Consider the following 19,567-nt stretch of genomic DNA (forward strand, 5'->3'; position numbering starts at 1 on the left):
GCCGCGCCGTACGGCGGCGGGCGACAACGGGCACAACACGGGTAGAAGTCAGGGGGTGCCGGGGCGGAACGGCTCCCGACGGCCGCATACCATCGACCCAGACCCTTCCGCCCGTCAGGACGCGGAAGACGCTTCGAACGAGGGGACACCGTGGACGAGAGCGGCCGGAGCGCGCAGCCGCCGTCGAACGACGACGAGACGGCCGACCCGAACACCACCCCCGACCCGCCCGCCCCCGACAAGGCGACCGAGCCCTCCGCACCAGGCGCCCCCGAGGCCGCCGAGCCGCCGCACCCGCACCCCGAGCAGGCCCCCAGCCAGGCCGGCACCGGCCACCGGCCCGCCCACCCCGCCCCCTACGGCGACCCCACGGACGAGCACCCGGCCGACGGCCACGAGCGCACCCTCGCCCACTCCGGCGGCGCCCGCGGCACCCGCCCCCCGCAGCCCCCGCCCGAGCCGCGCGGCGGACTGCTCATGGGCCGCCCCTTCGGCGTCCCCGTGTACGTGGCGCCCAGCTGGTTCCTCGTCGCCGCTCTGATCACCTGGGTCTTCGGCGGCCAGCTCGACCGGGTGCTGCCCGAACTCGGCGCCGCCCGCTACCTCGTCTCCCTCTTCTTCGCGGTCGCCTTCTACGCCTCCGTCCTCGTCCACGAGCTGGCCCACACGGTCGCCGCCATCCGCTTCAAACTGCCCGTCCGCCGCATCCAGCTGCAGTTCTTCGGCGGCGTCTCCGAGATCGAGAAGGAGGCCGAGACCCCCGGACGCGAGTTCGTGCTGGCCTTCGTCGGCCCCCTGCTCTCCCTCGTCCTGGCCGGCCTGTTCTACCTCGCCCTCCAGCCCGTCGAACCCGGCACCGTCCCCGGCGTCCTGCTCGCCGGCCTGATGATCTCCAACCTGATCGTCGCCGCCTTCAACCTGCTGCCCGGCCTCCCGCTCGACGGCGGCCGCATGCTCCGCGCCGTCGTCTGGAAGATCACCGGCCGCCCCATGAGCGGCACCATCGCCGCCGCCTGGGTCGGCCGCGCCCTCGCCGTCGCCGTGCTGATCGGCCTGCCCCTGCTCACCCAGTCCGGCGCCCTCGGCTCCACCGCCGAGGACAGCGTCGGCATGGACACCGTCACCGACGCCCTGCTCGCCGCCATCCTCGCCGCGATCATCTGGACCGGAGCCGGCAACAGCCTGCGCATCGCCCGCCTGCGCGAACACCTCCCCGAGCTGCGCGCCCGCACCCTCACCCGCCGCGCCGTCCCCGTCCACACCGACACCCCCCTCTCCGAGGCCCTGCGCCGCGCCAACGACGCCGGCGCCCGCGCCCTCGTCGTCGTCGACGCCGACGGCGAACCCCTCTCCCTGGTCCGCGAGGCCGCCATCGTCGGCGTACCCGAGCACCGCCGCCCCTGGGTCGCCGTCAGCGGACTCGCCCAGGAGATCACCGACGGCATGCGCGTCTCCGCGGAGCTGGCGGGGGAGGCCCTGCTGGAGGTCCTGCGCGCCACCCCCGCCACCGAGTACCTGGTCGTCGAGGAGACCGGAGAGATCTACGGCGTCCTGTCCGCCGCCGACGTCGAGCGCGCCTTCGTCAAGGCGATGGCCCGCCCCAGTTGAGCACCGCTCTCCTGAGACGGGTGTGGTCGGCGGCCCCCGCAAACCCCGGTAGTCTGTTCACATGTCCGAACCGACCGGTGCCGCCCGCAGGCGCGGGCCCTTCAAGGTCGGGGACCAGGTTCAGCTGACCGACCCCAAGGGCCGCCACTACACGTTCACGCTCGAGGCCGGGAAGAACTTCCACACCCACAAGGGTTCCTTCCCGCACGACGAACTGATCGGCGCTCCCGAGGGCAGCGTTGTCCGCACCACCGGGAACGTCGCCTACCTCGCGCTGCGCCCCCTGCTCCCCGACTACGTCCTGTCCATGCCCCGCGGGGCAGCCGTCGTCTACCCGAAGGACGCGGGGCAGATCCTCGCCTTCGCCGACATCTTCCCCGGCGCACGCGTCGTCGAGGCCGGCGTCGGCTCCGGCTCGCTCAGCAGCTTCCTGCTGCGCGCCATCGGCGACCAGGGCATGCTGCACTCCTACGAGCGCCGCGAGGACTTCGCCGACATCGCCCGGCAGAACGTCGAGCGCTACTTCGGCGGCCCGCACCCCGCCTGGCAGCTCACCGTCGGCGACCTCCAGGACAACCTGAGCGACACCGACGTCGACCGCGTCATCCTCGACATGCTCGCCCCCTGGGAGTGCCTGGAGGCCGTCTCCAAGGCGCTCGTCCCCGGCGGCATCGTCTGCTGCTACGTGGCCACCACCACCCAGCTCGCCCGGACCGTCGAGTCCATCCGGGAGATCGGCTGCTTCAACGAGCCGACCGCCTGGGAGACCATGATCCGCAACTGGCACATCGAGGGCCTGGCCGTCCGCCCCGACCACCGCATGATCGGGCACACCGGCTTCCTCCTCACCGCCCGCCGCCTCGCCGACGGCGTCGAGCCGCCCATGCGCCGCCGCCGCCCCGCCAAGGGCGCCTACGGCGAGGACTACTCCGGCCCCAACGCCGACGGAGGCATGGGCCGCTGACCCTCGCGCCGGTGCCGCCCCGCGGCGGCCCGGTGCCGCGTCAACGTACGGACGCCGTGGCCGAGTTCCCGAACACCCGGGGAACTCGGCCACGGCGCCGTCGTATTGAAGCCGTCGTACCGAGCTGTCGTAGGGAGCCGTCGTACGGAATCCGCCACGGCACCACCCGCTACCACCCGCAGCACGGCCCCACGGGAGCCGGGCAACCCGGCCCACTCGGCCCCCACCCCGCCGTTCCCCCGCACTGTGACGTGTGGCACCATGCTGGCCACCCCCACCGGCACCGCCCTCAGGAGACGCTCCTAGTGCAGCAATCCGCCGTCCCGGAACTGGCCCACACGCACGCCCGCCCCATCCACTGGCTCGCCACCGCGACCGCCGTCGCCGGCGTCGTCGCGCTCTCCTCGCTGCTCCAGCCGCACACGGCGACGGCCGCCCAGACCCCCGGCACCGGCATCGAAGGCAAGTCCGCCCCCGCCGCCCCGCCCACCACCGCGGGCGTCGGCTTCCCGCTCGACTGCGGCCCCGTGCAGGCCGCCGTGCAGAAGACCGCCACCGGCGACCTGGACGGCGACGGCCGGCCCGAGACCGTCGCCGTCGTGCACTGTGACGCCCCCATGGGCACCCCGCCCGACGGCGTCTACGTCCTCACCCAGGCCCCCGGCACCGCCAGGCCCCGCGTCGTCGCCACGCTGGTCGACCCCAAGAGCCGCAACACCGTCACCGACCTCGCCGTACGCGACGGAGCCGTGCTCGCCACCCTCCTCGGCTACTCCACCGACGACGTGCCCGCCTGCTGCCCGGACACCAAGGACAGCGTGAAGTGGCAGTGGAAGGACGGCGCGTTCGTCCGCTCCACGCCCGCCGGCGCCCACGCCGTGTGAGAAATCAGACAACCGTCACAGCGGGTGGAGGAACGCTCACTCCGCGTCCGGGCCGTACACCTCGACCCTGTCCGAAACCCGCCGCACATGGATGCACTCGCCCGGACACTCCCGCGCCGAGTCCACCACGTCCGTCAGCAGCGGCAGCGGCACCGGCGTCGTCGCACCCGGTGCCTGCAACAGCTCCGCGTCCGCGCCCTTGACGTACGCCAGACCGTCGATGTCCAGCTCGAACACCTCGGGCGCGTACTGCGCGCAGATCCCGTCGCCGGTACACAGATCCTGGTCGATCCAGACCTCCAGCGCCTCGCCGCCGGTTCCGGCCTCCTGCTGCACGCTCATCTCTCCTGCTGCTGTTTAGTGCCGAGCCGCCCGGGAACGATGCAGGCTCTGACGGGTGTTGAACACTTCGACCCTACCCCCGCCCGCTTTCCAATCATGTTCGGTGGGTATTCCCCTGGCGTGAGGGAGAGCGCAAGGGTGAAGATCGGACACACCCCGACCGTCTTTGTGATCTAGGGGTTTCAATCGACACCCACCCAGGTAGGGTCTGGAAGCGTCCAGCTCCCCTTGGAGGAGGTGAGGACCGTGGCAGCCCACGACGACGACATTAACCGCGGCATCCGCCCGGGACGCGGGTCCGACGACCCGGCCGGGCAGATTGCCTACCTTGAGCAGGAGATCGCCGTCCTGCGACGCAAGCTCGCCGACTCTCCGCGTCACACGAGGATTCTCGAAGAGCGGATCGTCGAGCTGCAGACCAACCTGGCCGGCGTGTCCGCCCAGAACGAGCGACTCGCGAACACCCTCCGAGAGGCCCGCGACCAGATCGTGGCCCTCAAGGAAGAGGTCGACCGGCTCGCCCAGCCGCCGGCCGGCTTCGGAGTCTTCCTGACCGCGAACGAGGACGGCACCGCCGACATCTTCACCGGCGGCCGCAAGCTCCGCGTGAACGTCAGCCCGAGCGTCGAACTCGACGACCTCAGGCGCGGCCAGGAAGTCATGCTCAACGAAGCGCTCAACGTGGTCGAGGCCATGGAGTTCGAGCGCGTCGGGGACATCGTCACCCTCAAGGAGATCCTCGAGGACGGCGAGCGCGCCCTGGTGCTCGGGCACACCGACGAGGAACGGGTGGTACGGCTCGCCGAGCCGCTGCTGGACGTCACCATCCGCCCCGGCGACGCCCTGCTGCTCGAACCCCGCTCCGGCTACGTCTACGAGGTCGTGCCCAAGAGCGAGGTCGAGGAACTCGTCCTCGAAGAGGTCCCCGACATCGGCTACGAGGCCATCGGCGGCCTCGGCAACCAGATCGAGGCCATCCGCGACGCGGTCGAGCTCCCCTACCTCTACCCGGACCTGTTCAAGGAGCACGAACTGCGCCCGCCCAAGGGCGTCCTGCTCTACGGGCCGCCCGGATGCGGCAAGACGCTGATCGCCAAGGCCGTCGCGAACTCGCTGGCCAAGAAGGTCGCCGAGGTCACCGGCCAGGCCGCCGGCAAGAGCTTCTTCCTCAACATCAAGGGCCCCGAGCTGCTCAACAAGTACGTCGGCGAGACCGAGCGGCAGATCCGCCTGGTCTTCCAGCGGGCCCGGGAGAAGGCGTCCGAGGGCACCCCCGTGATCGTCTTCTTCGACGAGATGGAGTCCCTCTTCCGCACCCGCGGCTCCGGCGTCAGCTCGGACGTGGAGAACACCATCGTCCCGCAGCTCCTCGCCGAGATCGACGGCGTCGAGGGCCTGCAGAACGTGGTCGTGATCGGCGCGTCCAACCGCGAGGACATGATCGACCCCGCGATCCTGCGCCCCGGCCGCCTCGACGTGAAGATCAAGATCGAGCGCCCGGACGCCGAAGCGGCCAAGGACATCTTCGGCAAGTACCTCACCGAGCGGCTCCCGCTGCACTCCGAGGACCTCGCCGAACACGGCGGCGACAAAGCGGCCACGGTCCACGCCATGATCCAGACCGCGGTCGAGCACATGTACGCCGAATCCGAGGAGAACCGCTTCCTGGAAGTCACCTACGCCAACGGCGACAAGGAAGTCCTCTACTTCAAGGACTTCAACTCCGGCGCCATGATCGAGAACATCGTGGGCCGCGCCAAGAAGATGGCGATCAAGGACTTCCTGGAAAAGAACCAGAAGGGCCTCCGCGTCTCCCACCTCCTCCAGGCCTGCGTGGACGAGTTCAAGGAGAACGAGGACCTCCCCAACACCACCAACCCCGACGACTGGGCCCGCATCTCCGGAAAGAAGGGCGAGCGGATCGTCTACATCCGCACCCTCATCACCGGAAAGCAGGGCGCCGACACCGGACGCTCCATCGACACGGTGGCGAATACCGGACAGTACCTGTAAAAGACAGGGCGGCTGCGGGTGCCCTCACCGGGGTACCCGCAGCCGACTGTTTTTCCCCCAGGAGCGGGAACAAGGCGGGGCAACGCAATGACGCAAATGATCTCCCCACCAGCGCAAAGGCGTTCTAGGCTCTTCCCTACCGCCGGGTTGCGCAGTGCGGGGACGGGCACCGCACAGCCGCCCGAGCACGAGCGGTACTTGAGCGGCGCCCACGACCGAGGGAGCCGCCGGGCAAGGAGGGCCGCATGACCGTACGGCGAGTAATGGGCATCGAGACGGAGTACGGCATCTCCGTTCCCGGACACCCCAACGCCAATGCCATGCTCACCTCGTCCCAGATCGTCAACGCCTACGCGGCGGCGATGCACCGGGCCCGCCGGGCCCGCTGGGACTTCGAGGAGGAGAATCCGCTGCGCGACGCGCGGGGCTTCGACCTCGCCCGCGAGGCCGCCGACTCCAGCCAGCTCACCGACGAGGACATCGGCCTGGCCAACGTCATCCTCACCAACGGCGCACGGCTCTACGTCGACCACGCCCACCCCGAGTACAGCGCCCCCGAGGTCACCAACCCCCGGGACGCCGTCCTCTGGGACAAGGCCGGCGAACGGATCATGGCCGAGGCCGCGGAGCGGGCCGCCCAGCTCCCCGGAGCCCAGCCGATCCACCTCTACAAGAACAACACGGACAACAAGGGCGCCTCCTACGGCACGCACGAGAACTACCTGATGAAGCGGGAGACCCCCTTCTCGGACATCGTGCGCCACCTGACGCCCTTCTTCGTCTCCCGCCAGGTCGTCACCGGCGCCGGTCGCGTCGGCATCGGCCAGGACGGCCACGAGCACGGCTTCCAGCTCAGCCAGCGCGCCGACTACTTCGAGGTCGAGGTCGGCCTGGAGACCACGCTCAAGCGCCCCATCATCAACACCCGCGACGAACCGCACGCGGACGCCGAGAAGTACCGCCGCCTCCACGTGATCATCGGCGACGCCAACCTCTCCGAGATCTCCACCTACCTCAAGCTCGGCACCACGGCCCTGGTCCTGTCCATGATCGAGGACGGCTTCATCGCCGTGGACCTCGCCGTCGACCAGCCCGTCCGCACCCTCCACCAGGTCAGCCACGACCCGACGCTGAAACGCCTGATCACCCTCCGCAGCGGCCGCACCCTGACCGCGGTGCAGCTCCAGATGGAGTACTACGAGCTGTCCCGCAAGTACGTGGAGGAACGCTACGGCGCCGACGCCGACGAGCAGACCAAGGACGTCCTCAGCCGCTGGGAGGACACCCTCACCCGGCTGGAGAACGACCCCATGAGCCTCGCCGGCGAACTGGACTGGGTCGCCAAGTGGGAGCTCATGGAGGGCTACCGGCGCCGCGACGGCCTCGACTGGGACGCCGCCAAGCTCCACCTGCTCGACCTGCAGTACGCCGACGTGCGCCCCGAGAAGGGCCTCTACAACCGCCTCGTGGCCCGGGGCCGCATGAAGCGGCTGCTGGACGAGGCGGAGGTCGAGCGGGCCCGGACCTCGCCCCCCGAGGACACGCGCGCGTACTTCCGCGGCCGCTGCCTGGAGCAGTACGCCGACGACGTCGCCGCCGCCTCCTGGGACTCGGTCATCTTCGATCTGCCGGGACGGGACTCGCTCCAGCGCGTCCCAACCCTGGAACCGCTTCGCGGAACGCGAAATCACGTCAAGGAGCTGCTGGACCGCTGCCGTACCGCCGAAGACCTGGTCAGGGTGCTGTCGGGCGGCTGAGGGGTACTCGGCGGCCTCCCCGGCCGGACAGGGTGGAAATCCCCCCGGCCGGGAATCATCGAGGTGGCCCCCGTACGTTGAGCAAACTGCGGGGCCGATGTCGGACCCGGCTTGTAGGGTCTGATCATCACCGATCGGCAGGAATGCCGACCTGCCGACCCATGTCGGGCGAAAGAGCGGGGTGAGGGTTATGGCGACCAAGGACACCGGCGGCGGCCAGCAGAAGGCCACGCGCTCCACGGAAGAGGTCGAGGAGCAGGCGCAGGACGCGCAGGCCTCGGAGGACCTCAAGGAGCGCCACGAGAAGCTGAGCGACGACGTGGACTCCGTCCTGGACGAGATCGACGACGTCCTTGAGGAGAACGCCGAGGACTTCGTGCGCTCCTTCGTGCAAAAGGGCGGCCAGTAGGCGGATTCTGCCTTCGAATCGAAGGTAAGGGAGCGGGGGTGTGGACGACCGGTGGGCCCGCGACCCTGTCGTGGACCCACCGGTCTTCGCACTCCGTACGACGTGCCGGGGTGCTCCCGTCACAGGCTTCGGCCGAGGATGTGGATCACCGCCGCGAGCCGGGTAAGGTCCGTGGCATACCAAGCTTCAACCGTTAAGTCGGCCTATCCGGAAGGAACCTCGTGGAAGCCAACTCTCGTGGCACCGGGCGTCTACCTGCTGCCTTCCTGACGCCCGGGTCCTCCTCCTTCATGGACTTCCTCGCCGAGCACCAGCCCGAGCTGCTGCCCGGCAACCGGCAGCTGCCGCCCACCCAGGGTGTGATCGAGGCGCCGCACGGGACGACGATCGTCGCGGTGACGTTCCCGGGTGGTGTGGTGCTCGCCGGTGACCGGCGGGCCACGATGGGCAACGTGATCGCGCAGCGGGACATCGAGAAGGTGTTCCCGGCCGACGAGTACTCGGCCGTCGGCATCGCCGGCACCGCCGGTCTGGCGGTCGAGATGGTCAAGCTCTTCCAGTTGGAGCTGGAGCACTTCGAGAAGGTCGAGGGCGCCCAGCTGTCGCTGGAGGGCAAGGCGAACCGGCTGTCGACGATGATCCGCTCCAACCTCGGCATGGCCATGCAGGGCCTGGCCGTGGTGCCGCTCTTCGCGGGGTACGACGTGGACCGCGCCAAGGGCCGCATCTTCTCCTACGACGTGACGGGCGGCCGTACCGAGGAGCGCGGCTTCGCGGCGACGGGCTCCGGCTCGGTCTTCGCGCGGGGCGCGATGAAGAAGCTCTACCGGGACGACCTGTCCGAGGCCGACGCCACCACGCTGGTGGTGCAGGCCCTCTACGACGCGGCAGACGACGACTCGGCGACCGGTGGTCCCGATGTCGCCCGCCGGATCTACCCGATCGTCACCGTGATCACCGAGGACGGCTTCCGCCGGCTCACCGAGGACGAGTCCTCCGAGATCGCCCGCTCGATCCTGGAGCGGCGCCTGGAGCAGCCCGACGGCCCGCGGGCCGCCCTGCTCTGAGTTGAAGGTGATCCCCGTGACTTCCACAGAAAGGGACGGATAACCGGTGTCGACGCCGTTCTATGTCTCACCTCAGCAGGCGATGGCCGACCGCGCCGAGTACGCCCGCAAGGGCATCGCGCGCGGCCGCAGCCTGGTCGTCATGCAGTACGCCGACGGCATCGTGTTCGTCGGTGAGAACCCGTCCCGGGCGCTGCACAAGTTCAGCGAGATCTACGACCGGATCGGCTTCGCCGCGGCCGGCAAGTACAACGAGTACGAGAACCTGCGCATCGGCGGTGTGCGCTACGCGGACCTGCGTGGTTACACCTACGACCGGGAGGACGTGACCGCCCGCGGCCTGGCCAACGTGTACGCGCAGACACTGGGCACCATCTTCTCCAGCGCGGGCGAGAAGCCGTACGAGGTGGAGCTGGTGGTCGCCGAGGTCGGCGAGACCCCGGAGGGCGACCAGATCTACCGGCTGCCGCACGACGGCTCGATCGTGGACGAGCACGGCTCGGTCGCGGTCGGCGGCAACGCCGAGCAGATCAGCAGCTACCTGGACCGTGAGCACCGCGATGGCATGAGCCTGGCGGAGGCGCTGCAACTGGCGGTGCGGGCGCTGTCGCGGGACACCAACGGCACCGAGCGGGAGATCCCCGCGGAGCGCCTGGAGGTGGCGGTGCTGGACCGTACGCGTCCGCAGCAGCGCAAGTTCAAGCGGATCGTCGGCGGGCAGCTGGCGCGGCTGCTGGAGGCGGGCAGCACGGCCACCGAGGCCGAGAGCAGCGACGAGTAACGGTCGTCCGTCCCGACTGTGCCCCGGCCGCTTGTCCCGGCCGGGGCACAGTGCGTGTCAGGAGGCCCCTGGTGGCGCCGTGGAGCCTCGCAGCACCAGCTCGACGGGGATGTCGCCCTCCTGGGGTGTACGGCCGTCCAGGACGGCCAGGAGGGCGCGCATGCCGCGTTCGCCGAAGAGTTCGGCGTCGAGGCGGACGGTGGTGAGTTCGGGGTCGAGGGCGGCGGCGAGGGCGATGTCGTCGACGCCGGTGACGGACACGTCGTCGGGGATGCGCAGGCCGCGCCGGCGCAGGGCCTTGTAGACGCCCGCCGCGAGTTTGTCGTCGTCGCAGACCACGGCGGTGGGGCGGGGGCCGGGGGCGGCGAGGGCGGTCTCGGCGGCGGCCAGGGCGCCCTCGATGGTCATCGGGGTGCGGGCGGTGCGCAGGGACGTGCCCGGTACGGCCGCGAGCCGGTCGGCGAGGGCACGCGCGCGTACCTCGAAGGTCCAGGAGGGGATGTCGGCGGCGATGTGCAGGAAGTGCCGGTGGCCGAGGCCGAGCAGGTGGTCGGCGACCTGGCGGGCGCCGTCGGCGATGTCGAGGTTGACGGTGGCGGCGCCGAGGCTGCCGGTGGGGTCGCTGTCGAGCATGACGAGGGGGAGCTGGTCGCCGCGGATGGCGGTGACGGCGTCGGCGGCCATGGAGGAGGCGAGGACGCCGTCGAGGGCGGCCTGGGCGGAGGCGAAGGGGTCGCGGGCGGGGCCGATGCCCTCGGGGGAGGGGTAGAGGACGACGCCGAAGCCGTTCTCCGCGGCCACGCGCGCGGCGCCGGTGTAGACGCCGGCGAAGAACTCGGTGGTGAGGGCGGGGACGACCAGCAGGACGGTGCGGGTGCGGCCGAGGCGGAGGTTGCGTGCGGCGAGGTTGGGCCGGTAGCCGAGGTCGCGGGCGGCCTCGCGGACGCGCTGGGCGGTGGCCTCGGAGACACGGCCGCGCCACTTGTCGCCGAGGACGAGGGAGACGGCGGCCTGGGAGACGCCGGCGGCCTGTGCGACGTCCCTGCTCGTGGGGCGGGTGCTGCTGTGTGCCACCGTTGCCCCGCTCCTTCGTCTGGACTCCCGAACTGCGCACATGGTACGTATGACGGAGCACGTTATACGTAAAACTTCGGCCGGAGGGCGGAATCATGGCCGCGGGATACCTGGAGATCCTCAGGACGAGACACGCCGCCCGGCTGCTGACGGGCACCCTGGTGGGGCGGCTGCCGAACGCCACGGCCGCCATCGCCGTGGTGCTCTTCGTGCGCGCCGAGGGCGGCAGCTACAGCCTCGCCGGCGCGCTCGCCGCCGTGTACGGCGTGGCCAACGCCGTCGGGCAGCCGGTCCTCGGCCGCCTGGTCGACATCCACGGCCAGCCGCGCGTGCAGCTGCCCGCCGCGGTGCTCGCCGCGCTGGCGACCACCGTCTTCGCGCTGACCGGCCTCGACCCGCTGCCGCTCGCCTACGCCGCGGTGGCCGCCGCGGGCCTGTTCACCCCGCCCCTGGAGGGCGGCCTGCGGGCCCTGTGGCCCTCGGTGCTGCGCCGCGAGGACCAGGTGCACACCGCGTACGCGATGGACGCGGTGGCCCAGGAGGTCATGTTCACCGTCGGCCCGCTGCTGGTGACGCTGTGCGTGTCCCTGTGGTCGGCGCAGGCGGCGCTGATCGTCCTCAACGTCCTCGGGGTCCTGGGCGCGCTCTCCGTGGTGGTCTCGCAGCCCTCGCGCGCGTGGCGCTCCGCACCCCGCGAGGCGCACTGGCTGGGCGCCCTGCGCTCGCCGGGTCTGGTGGCGCTGCTCGCCGCGTTCCTGTTCGTCGGGATCGCGCTGGGCTCGATCACCGTGGCCGCGGTGCCGTACGCCGACGATCACGGCGGCGACGCGGTGTACGGCTGGCTGATGGCCGCCCTGGGGCTGGGCGCGCTGGCCGGCGGCACGGTCTACGGCGCGCGGCAGTGGGCCGGGGCGCCCGAGCGGCGACTGAGGGTGCTGGTGGCGTTTCTGGCGGTGTGTTACCTGCCGCTGATGCTGATGCCGGGCGCGGTGGGCATGGTGGCGCTCACCGCGCTCGCCGGGGTCTTCCTGGCGCCGGCCATCGCCTGCGCGTTCGTCATCGTCGACCGGCACGCCCCGCGGGGCACGGTCACCGAGGCGTTCTCCTGGCTGGTGACGACGTTCACGGTGGGCGCGTCGGTGGGAACGGGCCTCGCCGGACCGGTCGTCCAGGCGGGTGGCGCCCTGTGGGGGTTCGCCGTACCGGGCGTCGCGGGCGGTGTCTCGCTGCTGGTGCTGATGGCCACCGGACGGGTCCTCGCAGCTCCCGCCCGGGCGGCGGTCGTTGCGGCTTCATCGGAAAATGATCCAAATCGTGCTGCCGAACCCCGTTTCAGTTCAGGGGATCGGGCGTAATGTTCAGTCATGGACCGCCGCATTTTCGGGCTGGAGAACGAGTACGGCGTCACGTGCACGTTCAGGGGACAGCGCCGCCTGTCGCCTGACGAGGTGGCGCGGTACCTCTTCCGCCGTGTCGTGTCATGGGGCCGCAGCAGCAATGTGTTTCTGCGGAACGGCGCCCGCCTCTATCTCGATGTGGGCTCCCACCCGGAATACGCGACACCAGAATGTGACAACGTCACCGAACTGGTCACCCACGACAAGGCCGGCGAGCGCATTCTCGAGGGCCTGCTGGTGGACGCGGAACGACGCCTGCACGAGGAGGGAATCGCGGGCGACGTCTACCTCTTCAAGAACAACACCGACTCGGCGGGCAACTCCTACGGCTGCCATGAGAACTACCTGGTGGCCCGGCACGGGGAGTTCTCGCGGCTCGCGGACATCCTCATTCCCTTCCTGGTGACGCGGCAGCTGCTGTGCGGTGCGGGCAAGGTCCTGCAGACCCCGCGCGGCGCCGTCTACTGCGTCAGCCAGCGGGCCGAGCACATCTGGGAGGGCGTCTCCTCGGCGACCACCCGCTCGCGGCCCATCATCAACACGCGCGACGAGCCGCACGCCGACGCCGAGCGCTACCGCCGGCTGCACGTGATCGTCGGCGACTCCAACATGTCCGAGACGACCATGCTCCTCAAGGTCGGCGCCACCGACCTGGTGCTGCGCATGATCGAGGCGGGCACGGTGATGCGCGACCTCACCCTGGAGAACCCGATCCGGGCGATCCGCGAGGTCAGCCACGACATCACCGGGCGCCGCAAGGTCCGCCTGGCCAGCGGCCGGGAGGCCTCCGCGCTGGAGGTGCAGCGGGAGTACTACGAGAAGGCCGTGGACTTCTGCGAGCGCCGCGGCATCCGCACCGGCACGGTCGAGCAGGTGCTGGAGCTGTGGGGCCGCACCCTCGACGCGATCGAGACCGAGGACCTCGACCGCATCGGCACCGAGATCGACTGGGTGATGAAGTACAAGCTCATCGAGCGGTACCGGGCCAAGCACAACATGACGATGTCGCATCCGCGCGTGGCGCAGATAGACCTCGCCTACCACGACATCCACCGCCGTCGTGGCCTGTACTACCTGCTGGAGAAGAAGGGACAAGCGACCCGGATCTGCAACGACTTGAAGATCTTCGAGGGCAAGTCGGTTCCCCCGCAGACCACCAGGGCGCGCCTGCGCGGCGACTTCATCCGCCGGGCCCAGGAACAGCGCCGCGACTTCACCGTCGACTGGGTCCACCTGAAGCTCAACGACCAGGCACAGCGCACCGTGTTGTGCAAGGACCCGTTCCGCTCGGTCGACGACCGGGTGGAGAAACTCATCGCCGGCATGTGAGCCAGGCGGAACCGGCCTTCCGCTCAGGAGGCCGGAACGCCACACGGGCGCCGTACGTTCTCGGTACGGCGCCCTTCTCACGCCGTAGAGTTGCGCGCACGCCATCCACAAGATCGACCGATTACGAGGCCCTATCGTGCGCCGACGCTCCCTGATGATTGCCGTACCCGCCGGACTGGTCGCGCTCGCCGGCTGCGGCGACGACAAGTCCGACTCGAGCAAGGCCAGCGACAGCGCGTCGCCCTCGGCGTCCCAGCCGTCGGCCCCGGCCAGCCCGAAGATCGTCGACGGGCCGCTCCCGGCGGTCACCGCGGGCACGAAGTTCGGTCAGAAGCCGACCGTCGCCAAGGGCAGCGGCGAGCCGTCCAAGGACGTGGCGGCGCGCACGCTGATCGCCGGCAGCGGCCGGACCGTCGCGGAGGGCGACTACCTCGTGGCGGACTTCCTGGGCCAGATCTGGGACACCGGCAAGGTCTTCGCGAACTCCTACGACGGCAAGAAGCCGCTGGTCGCCGCACTCACCCAGGGCCAGATCTGGGAGGGCTGGAGGTACGCGCTGCCCGGCAAGAAGACCGGCAGCCGTGTGCAGCTGGCCGTGCCGCCCGCGTGGGCGTACCCGCAGGGCAACCCCGAGCAGGGGGTGAAGGCCACCGACACGCTGGTGTTCGTGATCGACCTGAAGGACGCCTTCAACGCCAAGAGCTCCGCCCAGGGCACGAAGGTTCCGCAGGACGACAAGGCGCTGCCCGAGGTCGGCACCAACACCGACGGCAACGCGCCGTCCATCGACGTGCCGAAGACCGACCCGCCGAAGAAGCTCGTGGCGAACTACGTCCTGGAGGGTGACGGCGAGCCGCTGAAGGCCGACAGCACGGTGCTGCTGCAGTACAAGGGCGTGCTGTGGGACACCGGCAAGGAGTTCGACTCGACGTACGGCCGCAAGGAGCTGATCTCCTTCTCCCTGCAGCAGGTCGTCAAGGGCTGGGGCCAGGGCCTGACCGGCAAGAAGGTCGGCAGCCGCGTGCTGATCGTGGTCCCGCCGTCCCTGGGCTACGGCGACAACCCGCCCGCGGGCAGCGGCATCAAGAAGGACTCCACGATGGTCTTCTCGGTGGACATCCTCGCCGCCATGTGACGGGCCGGAGGTGTAAGACTGTGCCCGTTGCCTTTCCGCGGACAAGCAGGAGCTGAAAGACGTGAGCATCGACAAGCCCGAGATCGACTTCCCCGGCGGCGAGCCCCCGGCGGACCTCGAGATCAAGGACATCTGGGAGGGCGACGGCGAGGAGGCGAAGGCCGGCCAGACGGTCACCGTCCACTACGTGGGCGTCGCCTTCAGCACCGGCGAGGAGTTCGACGCCAGCTGGAACCGCGGCACCCCGTTCCGCTTCCCGCTGGGCGCCGGCCGTGTCATCAAGGGCTGGGACCTGGGCGTGCAGGGCATGAAGGTCGGCGGCCGCCGCCAGCTGACCATCCCGGCCCACCTCGCCTACGGCAACCAGAGCCCGACCCCGGCGATCCAGCCCGGCGAGACGCTGATCTTCGTCGTGGACCTGCTCGGCGTCTGATCGGCGCCGACCGGACCCGATCACCTGGGGCCCATGCCTGTCCGGGCATGGGCCCTCGGCTTTGCCGTGCCCCCGCGGGGCGGTACGGTCATCGTCCGTAAGGACCATAGGGAGGCGAAGGGCGTCGATGGCCATTGCCAAGGCCGAGCGGCTGATGAACCTGGCGCTGTGCCTGCTGGGCACCCGCCGGCCGCTGAGCAAGCGCGAGCTGCGCGAGTCCATTGAGGCCTATGTCGAAGCCTTCGGGCCGGAGGGGTCGGGCGGCTCGGACGACTCCTTCAACCGCATGTTCGAGCGGGACAAGGACGACCTGCGCGAGCTGGGCCTGGTCATCGAGACCGTGGAGAGCCTCGACGGCGAGGTCGGCTACCTCGCCCGCCGCGACAGCAACCGCCTGCCTCCCATCACCCTGGACGCCGAGGAGGCCGCAGCGCTGGGCCTGGCCGCCAAGGTGTGGCAGCAGGCCCGCCTGGCCGGCGCCGCCAGCGGCGCCCTGCAGAAGCTGCGCGCCGCCGGACTGCCCGAGGACGTCGACCCCTACGAGGCGCACGGCGCGCTGGAACCGCGCATCCCGGTGCACGAGGCCGCGTTCGAGCCGCTGATGCTGGCCTGCCGCGACCGCCGCCCCGTCGTCTTCGACTACCGCAAGGCCAACGCCGCCCAGCCCGAGCAGCGGCACGTCGAGCCGTGGGCGCTGGAGTGCTGGCGCGGCCACTGGTACCTGGCCGGGTTCGACCGGGACCGGGGTGCCGAGCGCGTCTTCCGGCTGTCCCGGATCACCGGCAAGGTCCGCTCCCGCGGCGGCCGGTTCACCGCGCCGGTGCCGGACGTCGTCACCGTGCGCGAGACCGTCGCGAGCTGGGCGGGGGAGACCGCCGACCGCACCGCGGTGATCCGGCTGCGCTCGGGCGCGGGCTACCCCCTTCGGGCGAAGGCCACGGCGGTGCGGGAACTCGGCGACGGCTGGGACGAGTTGGAGATTCCGTACGGGCACGGCCTGGACGCCTGGCTGGTGGAGTTCGGCCCGGACGTGGTGGTGCGGGAGCCCGCGGAGCTGCGGGCGGACGTCGTGGACCGGCTGCGGGCCGTGGCCAAGGGCTGAGGGGGAGCGGAGCGACACAGTGGCAGGCAAACCGGTCAGGCCCACGAGCGCCATCGACCAGACCCGGCGGATGCTCTCCCTGGTGACCTATCTCAGGGAGCGCCCCGGAGCGCGCATCGAGGACGTGGCGCGCGCGTTCGGGATCAGCGAGGACGAGCTGGTCTCGGACCTCGATGTGCTGCCCATGTGCGGCACCAGCTTCCGCGGCGGCGATCTGCTCGACATCGACACCGACGGCGAGCGGATCTGGTGGCACAACCCGGCCGCGCTCGGCGCGGAGGCGGCCGAGCCGCTGAGGCTGGCGGCCGACGAGGCGACCGCGCTGCTGGTGGCCGCCCGCGCGGTGGCCACGCTGCCCGGGCTGCGCGAGAGCGACCGGCAGGCGCTGCTGCGGGCGACCGCCAAGGTGGAGGCCGCCGCCGGTGAGGCCGCCGGGGCCAGCTCCCGGCTGTCGGTCACCTTCGAGTCCGAGGGCGGCGTCTTCGCCGACGTCGACCGGGCCATCTCCGAGCGGCGGCGGCTGTGGATCCGCTACTACTCGCCGGCCCGCGACGAGGTCACCGAGCGGGAGATCGACCCGATCCGCCTGGTCAGCGTCGGCCACACCTATGTCGAGGCCTGGTGCTACCGCTCCGAGGCGCGCCGCACCTTCCGGCTCGACCGGGTCGCCGAGATCAAGATCCTCGACGAGCCGTCCGCGCCGCCCGAGATCGAGCTGCGCGACCTGTCCGAGGCGCTGGTGCAGCCCGCCGCCGAGGACCCGGAGGTCGTCATCGAGGTGGCCCCGGGCGGCCGCTGGGTCGCGGAGTACTACCCGCACGACAGCGCGGAGGAGCTGCCCGACGGCGGCCTGCGCATCACCCTGCGCACCCCCGACCCGGCCTCCCTCAGACGTCTGGCGCTGCGCCTGGGGCGGGACGGCCGGATCGTCTCGCCGCCGGAGCTGGCCGACAGCGCCCGGCAGGCGGCCCGCGAGGCGCTCGCGGCGTACGACGGTCCGCAGGCGGCGGCGCACGGCACGGGCGCGCCCGGGCGGGCCGACGCGCGGGAGTGAGGCGCGGGCCGTGGGGCGCGGAGGCGGACGAGCAGAGAAAGAGGGGCAGGGGCTGTGAGCGAGTCGGTGTCGTCGGTAGGGCGGGGCATGTCGGTGGCCGCCGCGTTCTCGGGCATGCGCAGCGTGGCACCGGTGGTCTTCAGAGCCGGCTGCCCCGACTGCCGGGGCCGCTTCGAGCTGGCGGCCGGTGCCCTGCGCCTCGCCATCGGCGCCAGCAGCCGTACCACCTTCTACTCCTTCACCTGCCCCGAGTGCGGTGCCGCGGTCCGCAAGCCGGCGGGGGAGCGGATCGTGGAACTGCTCACCGGCGGCGGGGTGCGGACCCTGCGGCTGCACTCCACGCTCTGACGCGCCCCGCGTCCCCCCGATGCGTCAGGGCCGTGCTCCGAGGCGGCCGCGGTCCCCGCGCCCGGAGGGTCTAGGCTCGTCGGCATGTTCTGGCCGATGTTCGCGGTAGCTGTGGGGTTCCTGGGTCTCGCCGTTCTCGGCGTGCTCGCCGTCCGGGTCTTCGTGGAGGCCCAGCGCCTCGGCCGGCAGGTCGCCGACTCGGCCCGCCGGATCAACCGGGCGGCCGAGGACCTGGAGCGCGCGTCGGTGAGCGCGGCCCGGGCCGTCGACTCGCTGTGAGGCGACACGGGTGCTTCCTGTGAGTCGCCACGCGCGAGGCGGTTTGGGCCACTTCGCCCTGTCACGCCACCCGTCACGACAGGTACGCTGCTGGTCGCGGTGCGGAGAACGAGGCTCGCACCGCTGACCGGGAGTACGCACGGGGATTGCCTCACGTTTACCCCTGGGCGTTACGATCGCTGTCAGAACGATTGATCGGACATATGTCCGGCCGGTCGGACAGCACCCCACCCAGCCGCCTCGGTGAGAAGGTAAAGACTTATGTTCGGAAGGCTCGGAGCCCCCGAGATCATTCTCATCCTCGTCGTCATCATCCTGCTGTTCGGCGCGAAGAAGCTTCCGGACATGGCCCGCTCCCTCGGCAAGTCCGCGCGCATCCTCAAGAGCGAGGCCAAGGCGATGAAGGAGGAGGGCAGCAGCAACTCCTCCGCCCAGGCCCCCACCACCGGCGAGCAGCCCCCGGCGCAGCGCACCATCCAGGCCGCCCCCGGCGACGTGACCAGCTCGCGCCCGGTCACCGAGCCGACGGACACGACCAAGCGCTGACGCAGGGCCGGTGACCTCCGGCCCGCCGCACGAGATGGGAACGTGGGTTGCTGAAGCCTGCCCGCAAGAAGGAGAAGGATCCCGAGGGGCGGATGCCCCTCGCGGAACACCTGCGTGAGCTCCGCAACCGGCTCGCGAAGGCGATCCTGGCCATCGTCGTCGTCACCATCGTGGCCGCCTTCTTCTACAACGACATCATCAACTTCTTCACCAAGCCGATCCTCGACTCGGTCGGCTGCGCGAAGTCCTTCGAGGAACTGGCCAAGACCGACGACGAGACGTGTGCGCGGATCACCGTCAACGGTCTGCTGACGCCGTTCACGCTCGCCCTCAAGGTCTCCCTGATGGCCGGTGTGGTGCTGGCCACGCCGATCTGGCTCTACCAGCTGTGGGCCTTCGTCGCCCCGGGCCTGCACCGGCACGAGAAGAAGTACGCCTACGCGTTCGTCGGCACCGGCGTCCCCCTCTTCCTCGGCGGCGCCTTCTTCGCCTACAAGGTGCTGCCCACCACCGCCAAGGTGCTGCTGGAGTTCACCCCGACCGGCGCGGACAACCTGCTGCCCCTGGACGACCTGCTCGACCTCGTCACGCGCATGGTCGTCGTCTTCGGCCTCTCCTTCGAGCTGCCGCTGCTGCTGATCATGCTCAACCTCACCGGCGTGCTCTCCGGCAAGCGGATGCTCGGCTGGTGGCGCGCGATGATCATGGGCATCACCGTCTTCGCGGCGCTCGCCACCCCGAGCACCGACCCCCTCACCATGCTCGCGCTGGCCGGACCGATCTGGGTGCTGTACTTCGGCGCGGTCGCCTTCGCCCTGCTCAACGATCGGCGCCGGGCCCGCCGCGAGGCCATGGGCCCCGCCGACGACGAGGCCTCCGAGCTGGACCTCACCCCGGAGGCCATCGGCGACGTCGAGCCCGTGACCGCCAGCCGCGCCCTGCCCGAGCAGGCGAGCGCGGAACGGGTCAACGGCTACGACGACGTGACGTAGCAGCGCCAAGGACGTGGTGCGCACGGGGCGGGTGGTGTCGGCCACCCGCCCTT

20 protein-coding genes are annotated in these 19,567 nt (G+C 70.9%); 18 read left to right on the forward strand and 2 right to left on the reverse strand.

Annotation, left to right across the window (positions count from 1 at the left end; translation table 11 throughout):
* The first annotated feature begins 150 nt into the window (after positions 1-150).
* The 3 genes from IE308_RS30015 (at position 151) to IE308_RS30025 (ending at position 3,456) form a co-directional block, all read left to right on the forward strand.
* A complete protein-coding gene (locus IE308_RS30015; RefSeq protein WP_190220331.1) occupies positions 151-1,608 on the forward strand; it encodes a site-2 protease family protein in 1,458 nt (485 codons plus the stop codon).
* 61 nt (positions 1,609-1,669) lie between these two features.
* Entirely contained in the window at positions 1,670-2,572 is a 903-nt protein-coding gene (locus tag IE308_RS30020) for a tRNA (adenine-N1)-methyltransferase (RefSeq protein WP_110627054.1), read from the forward strand.
* Positions 2,573-2,877: 305 nt separating this feature from the next.
* Positions 2,878-3,456, forward strand: a complete 579-nt coding sequence (locus IE308_RS30025) for a hypothetical protein (RefSeq protein ID WP_190220332.1) — start codon at positions 2,878-2,880, stop codon at positions 3,454-3,456.
* Between the two features lie 36 nt (positions 3,457-3,492).
* On the opposite strand, the gene IE308_RS30030 is transcribed toward IE308_RS30025, so the two are convergent.
* Positions 3,493-3,798 (reverse strand): ferredoxin, encoded by a 306-nt coding sequence (locus tag IE308_RS30030; protein WP_190220333.1) that lies wholly within the window; start codon positions 3,796-3,798, stop codon positions 3,493-3,495.
* Between the two features lie 246 nt (positions 3,799-4,044).
* Here IE308_RS30030 and arc point away from each other — a divergent pair, with 246 nt between their 5' ends.
* From arc to prcA, 5 genes are all read left to right on the forward strand, one after another.
* Entirely contained in the window at positions 4,045-5,811 is a 1,767-nt protein-coding gene (gene arc / locus IE308_RS30035; RefSeq protein WP_110627050.1) for a proteasome ATPase, read from the forward strand.
* 245 nt (positions 5,812-6,056) lie between these two features.
* Positions 6,057-7,568: a depupylase/deamidase Dop gene (dop, locus tag IE308_RS30040; RefSeq protein WP_373314628.1), complete on the forward strand. Its 1,512-nt coding sequence runs from the start codon at positions 6,057-6,059 to the stop codon at positions 7,566-7,568.
* 190 nt (positions 7,569-7,758) lie between these two features.
* The gene (locus IE308_RS30045) at positions 7,759-7,977 is read left to right on the forward strand and encodes a ubiquitin-like protein Pup (RefSeq protein WP_030608326.1); all 219 of its coding nucleotides are present in this window, start codon (positions 7,759-7,761) and stop codon (positions 7,975-7,977) included.
* Positions 7,978-8,198: 221 nt separating this feature from the next.
* Complete coding sequence (prcB, locus tag IE308_RS30050; RefSeq protein ID WP_110627048.1) at positions 8,199-9,044, forward strand: proteasome subunit beta; 846 nt, start codon at positions 8,199-8,201, stop codon at positions 9,042-9,044.
* Between the two features lie 46 nt (positions 9,045-9,090).
* Positions 9,091-9,825, forward strand: a complete 735-nt coding sequence (gene prcA, locus IE308_RS30055; protein WP_110627047.1) for a proteasome subunit alpha — start codon at positions 9,091-9,093, stop codon at positions 9,823-9,825.
* Positions 9,826-9,882: 57 nt separating this feature from the next.
* On the opposite strand, the gene IE308_RS30060 is transcribed toward prcA, so the two are convergent.
* A complete protein-coding gene (locus IE308_RS30060) occupies positions 9,883-10,899 on the reverse strand; it encodes a LacI family DNA-binding transcriptional regulator (RefSeq protein WP_110627046.1) in 1,017 nt (338 codons plus the stop codon).
* A gap of 95 nt (positions 10,900-10,994) precedes the next feature.
* Here IE308_RS30060 and IE308_RS30065 point away from each other — a divergent pair, with 95 nt between their 5' ends.
* From IE308_RS30065 to tatC, 10 genes are all read left to right on the forward strand, one after another.
* Positions 10,995-12,254 (forward strand): MFS transporter, encoded by a 1,260-nt coding sequence (locus tag IE308_RS30065; protein WP_190220334.1) that lies wholly within the window; start codon positions 10,995-10,997, stop codon positions 12,252-12,254.
* 9 nt (positions 12,255-12,263) lie between these two features.
* The gene (gene pafA, locus IE308_RS30070; RefSeq protein ID WP_055622880.1) at positions 12,264-13,625 is read left to right on the forward strand and encodes a Pup--protein ligase; all 1,362 of its coding nucleotides are present in this window, start codon (positions 12,264-12,266) and stop codon (positions 13,623-13,625) included.
* A gap of 136 nt (positions 13,626-13,761) precedes the next feature.
* On the forward strand, positions 13,762-14,760 hold the full coding sequence (locus IE308_RS30075; protein WP_190220335.1) for an FKBP-type peptidyl-prolyl cis-trans isomerase: 999 nt from the start codon (positions 13,762-13,764) through the stop codon (positions 14,758-14,760).
* A gap of 61 nt (positions 14,761-14,821) precedes the next feature.
* Positions 14,822-15,193 carry an FKBP-type peptidyl-prolyl cis-trans isomerase gene (locus IE308_RS30080; RefSeq protein WP_110627043.1) on the forward strand — a complete coding sequence of 124 codons (372 nt, stop codon included), beginning with the start codon at positions 14,822-14,824 and terminating at the stop codon, positions 15,191-15,193.
* A 127-nt stretch (positions 15,194-15,320) separates the two neighbouring features.
* Positions 15,321-16,295, forward strand: coding sequence for a helix-turn-helix transcriptional regulator (locus IE308_RS30085; protein ID WP_110627042.1), 975 nt, complete (start codon positions 15,321-15,323; stop codon positions 16,293-16,295).
* A 19-nt stretch (positions 16,296-16,314) separates the two neighbouring features.
* Positions 16,315-17,349 (forward strand): helix-turn-helix transcriptional regulator, encoded by a 1,035-nt coding sequence (locus IE308_RS30090; RefSeq protein ID WP_110627041.1) that lies wholly within the window; start codon positions 16,315-16,317, stop codon positions 17,347-17,349.
* Positions 17,350-17,403: 54 nt separating this feature from the next.
* Positions 17,404-17,697 (forward strand): hypothetical protein, encoded by a 294-nt coding sequence (locus IE308_RS30095; RefSeq protein ID WP_110627040.1) that lies wholly within the window; start codon positions 17,404-17,406, stop codon positions 17,695-17,697.
* A gap of 84 nt (positions 17,698-17,781) precedes the next feature.
* Positions 17,782-17,976: a hypothetical protein gene (locus IE308_RS30100; protein WP_190220336.1), complete on the forward strand. Its 195-nt coding sequence runs from the start codon at positions 17,782-17,784 to the stop codon at positions 17,974-17,976.
* 261 nt (positions 17,977-18,237) lie between these two features.
* A complete protein-coding gene (gene tatA / locus IE308_RS30105; protein ID WP_110627038.1) occupies positions 18,238-18,522 on the forward strand; it encodes a Sec-independent protein translocase subunit TatA in 285 nt (94 codons plus the stop codon).
* Positions 18,523-18,569: 47 nt separating this feature from the next.
* Entirely contained in the window at positions 18,570-19,514 is a 945-nt protein-coding gene (tatC, locus tag IE308_RS30110) for a twin-arginine translocase subunit TatC (RefSeq protein WP_190220337.1), read from the forward strand.
* Positions 19,515-19,567 lie beyond the last annotated feature (53 nt).

Source organism: Streptomyces griseosporeus, from assembly GCF_014656055.1.
In the GTDB taxonomy this organism is placed as follows: domain Bacteria; phylum Actinomycetota; class Actinomycetes; order Streptomycetales; family Streptomycetaceae; genus Streptomyces; species Streptomyces griseosporeus.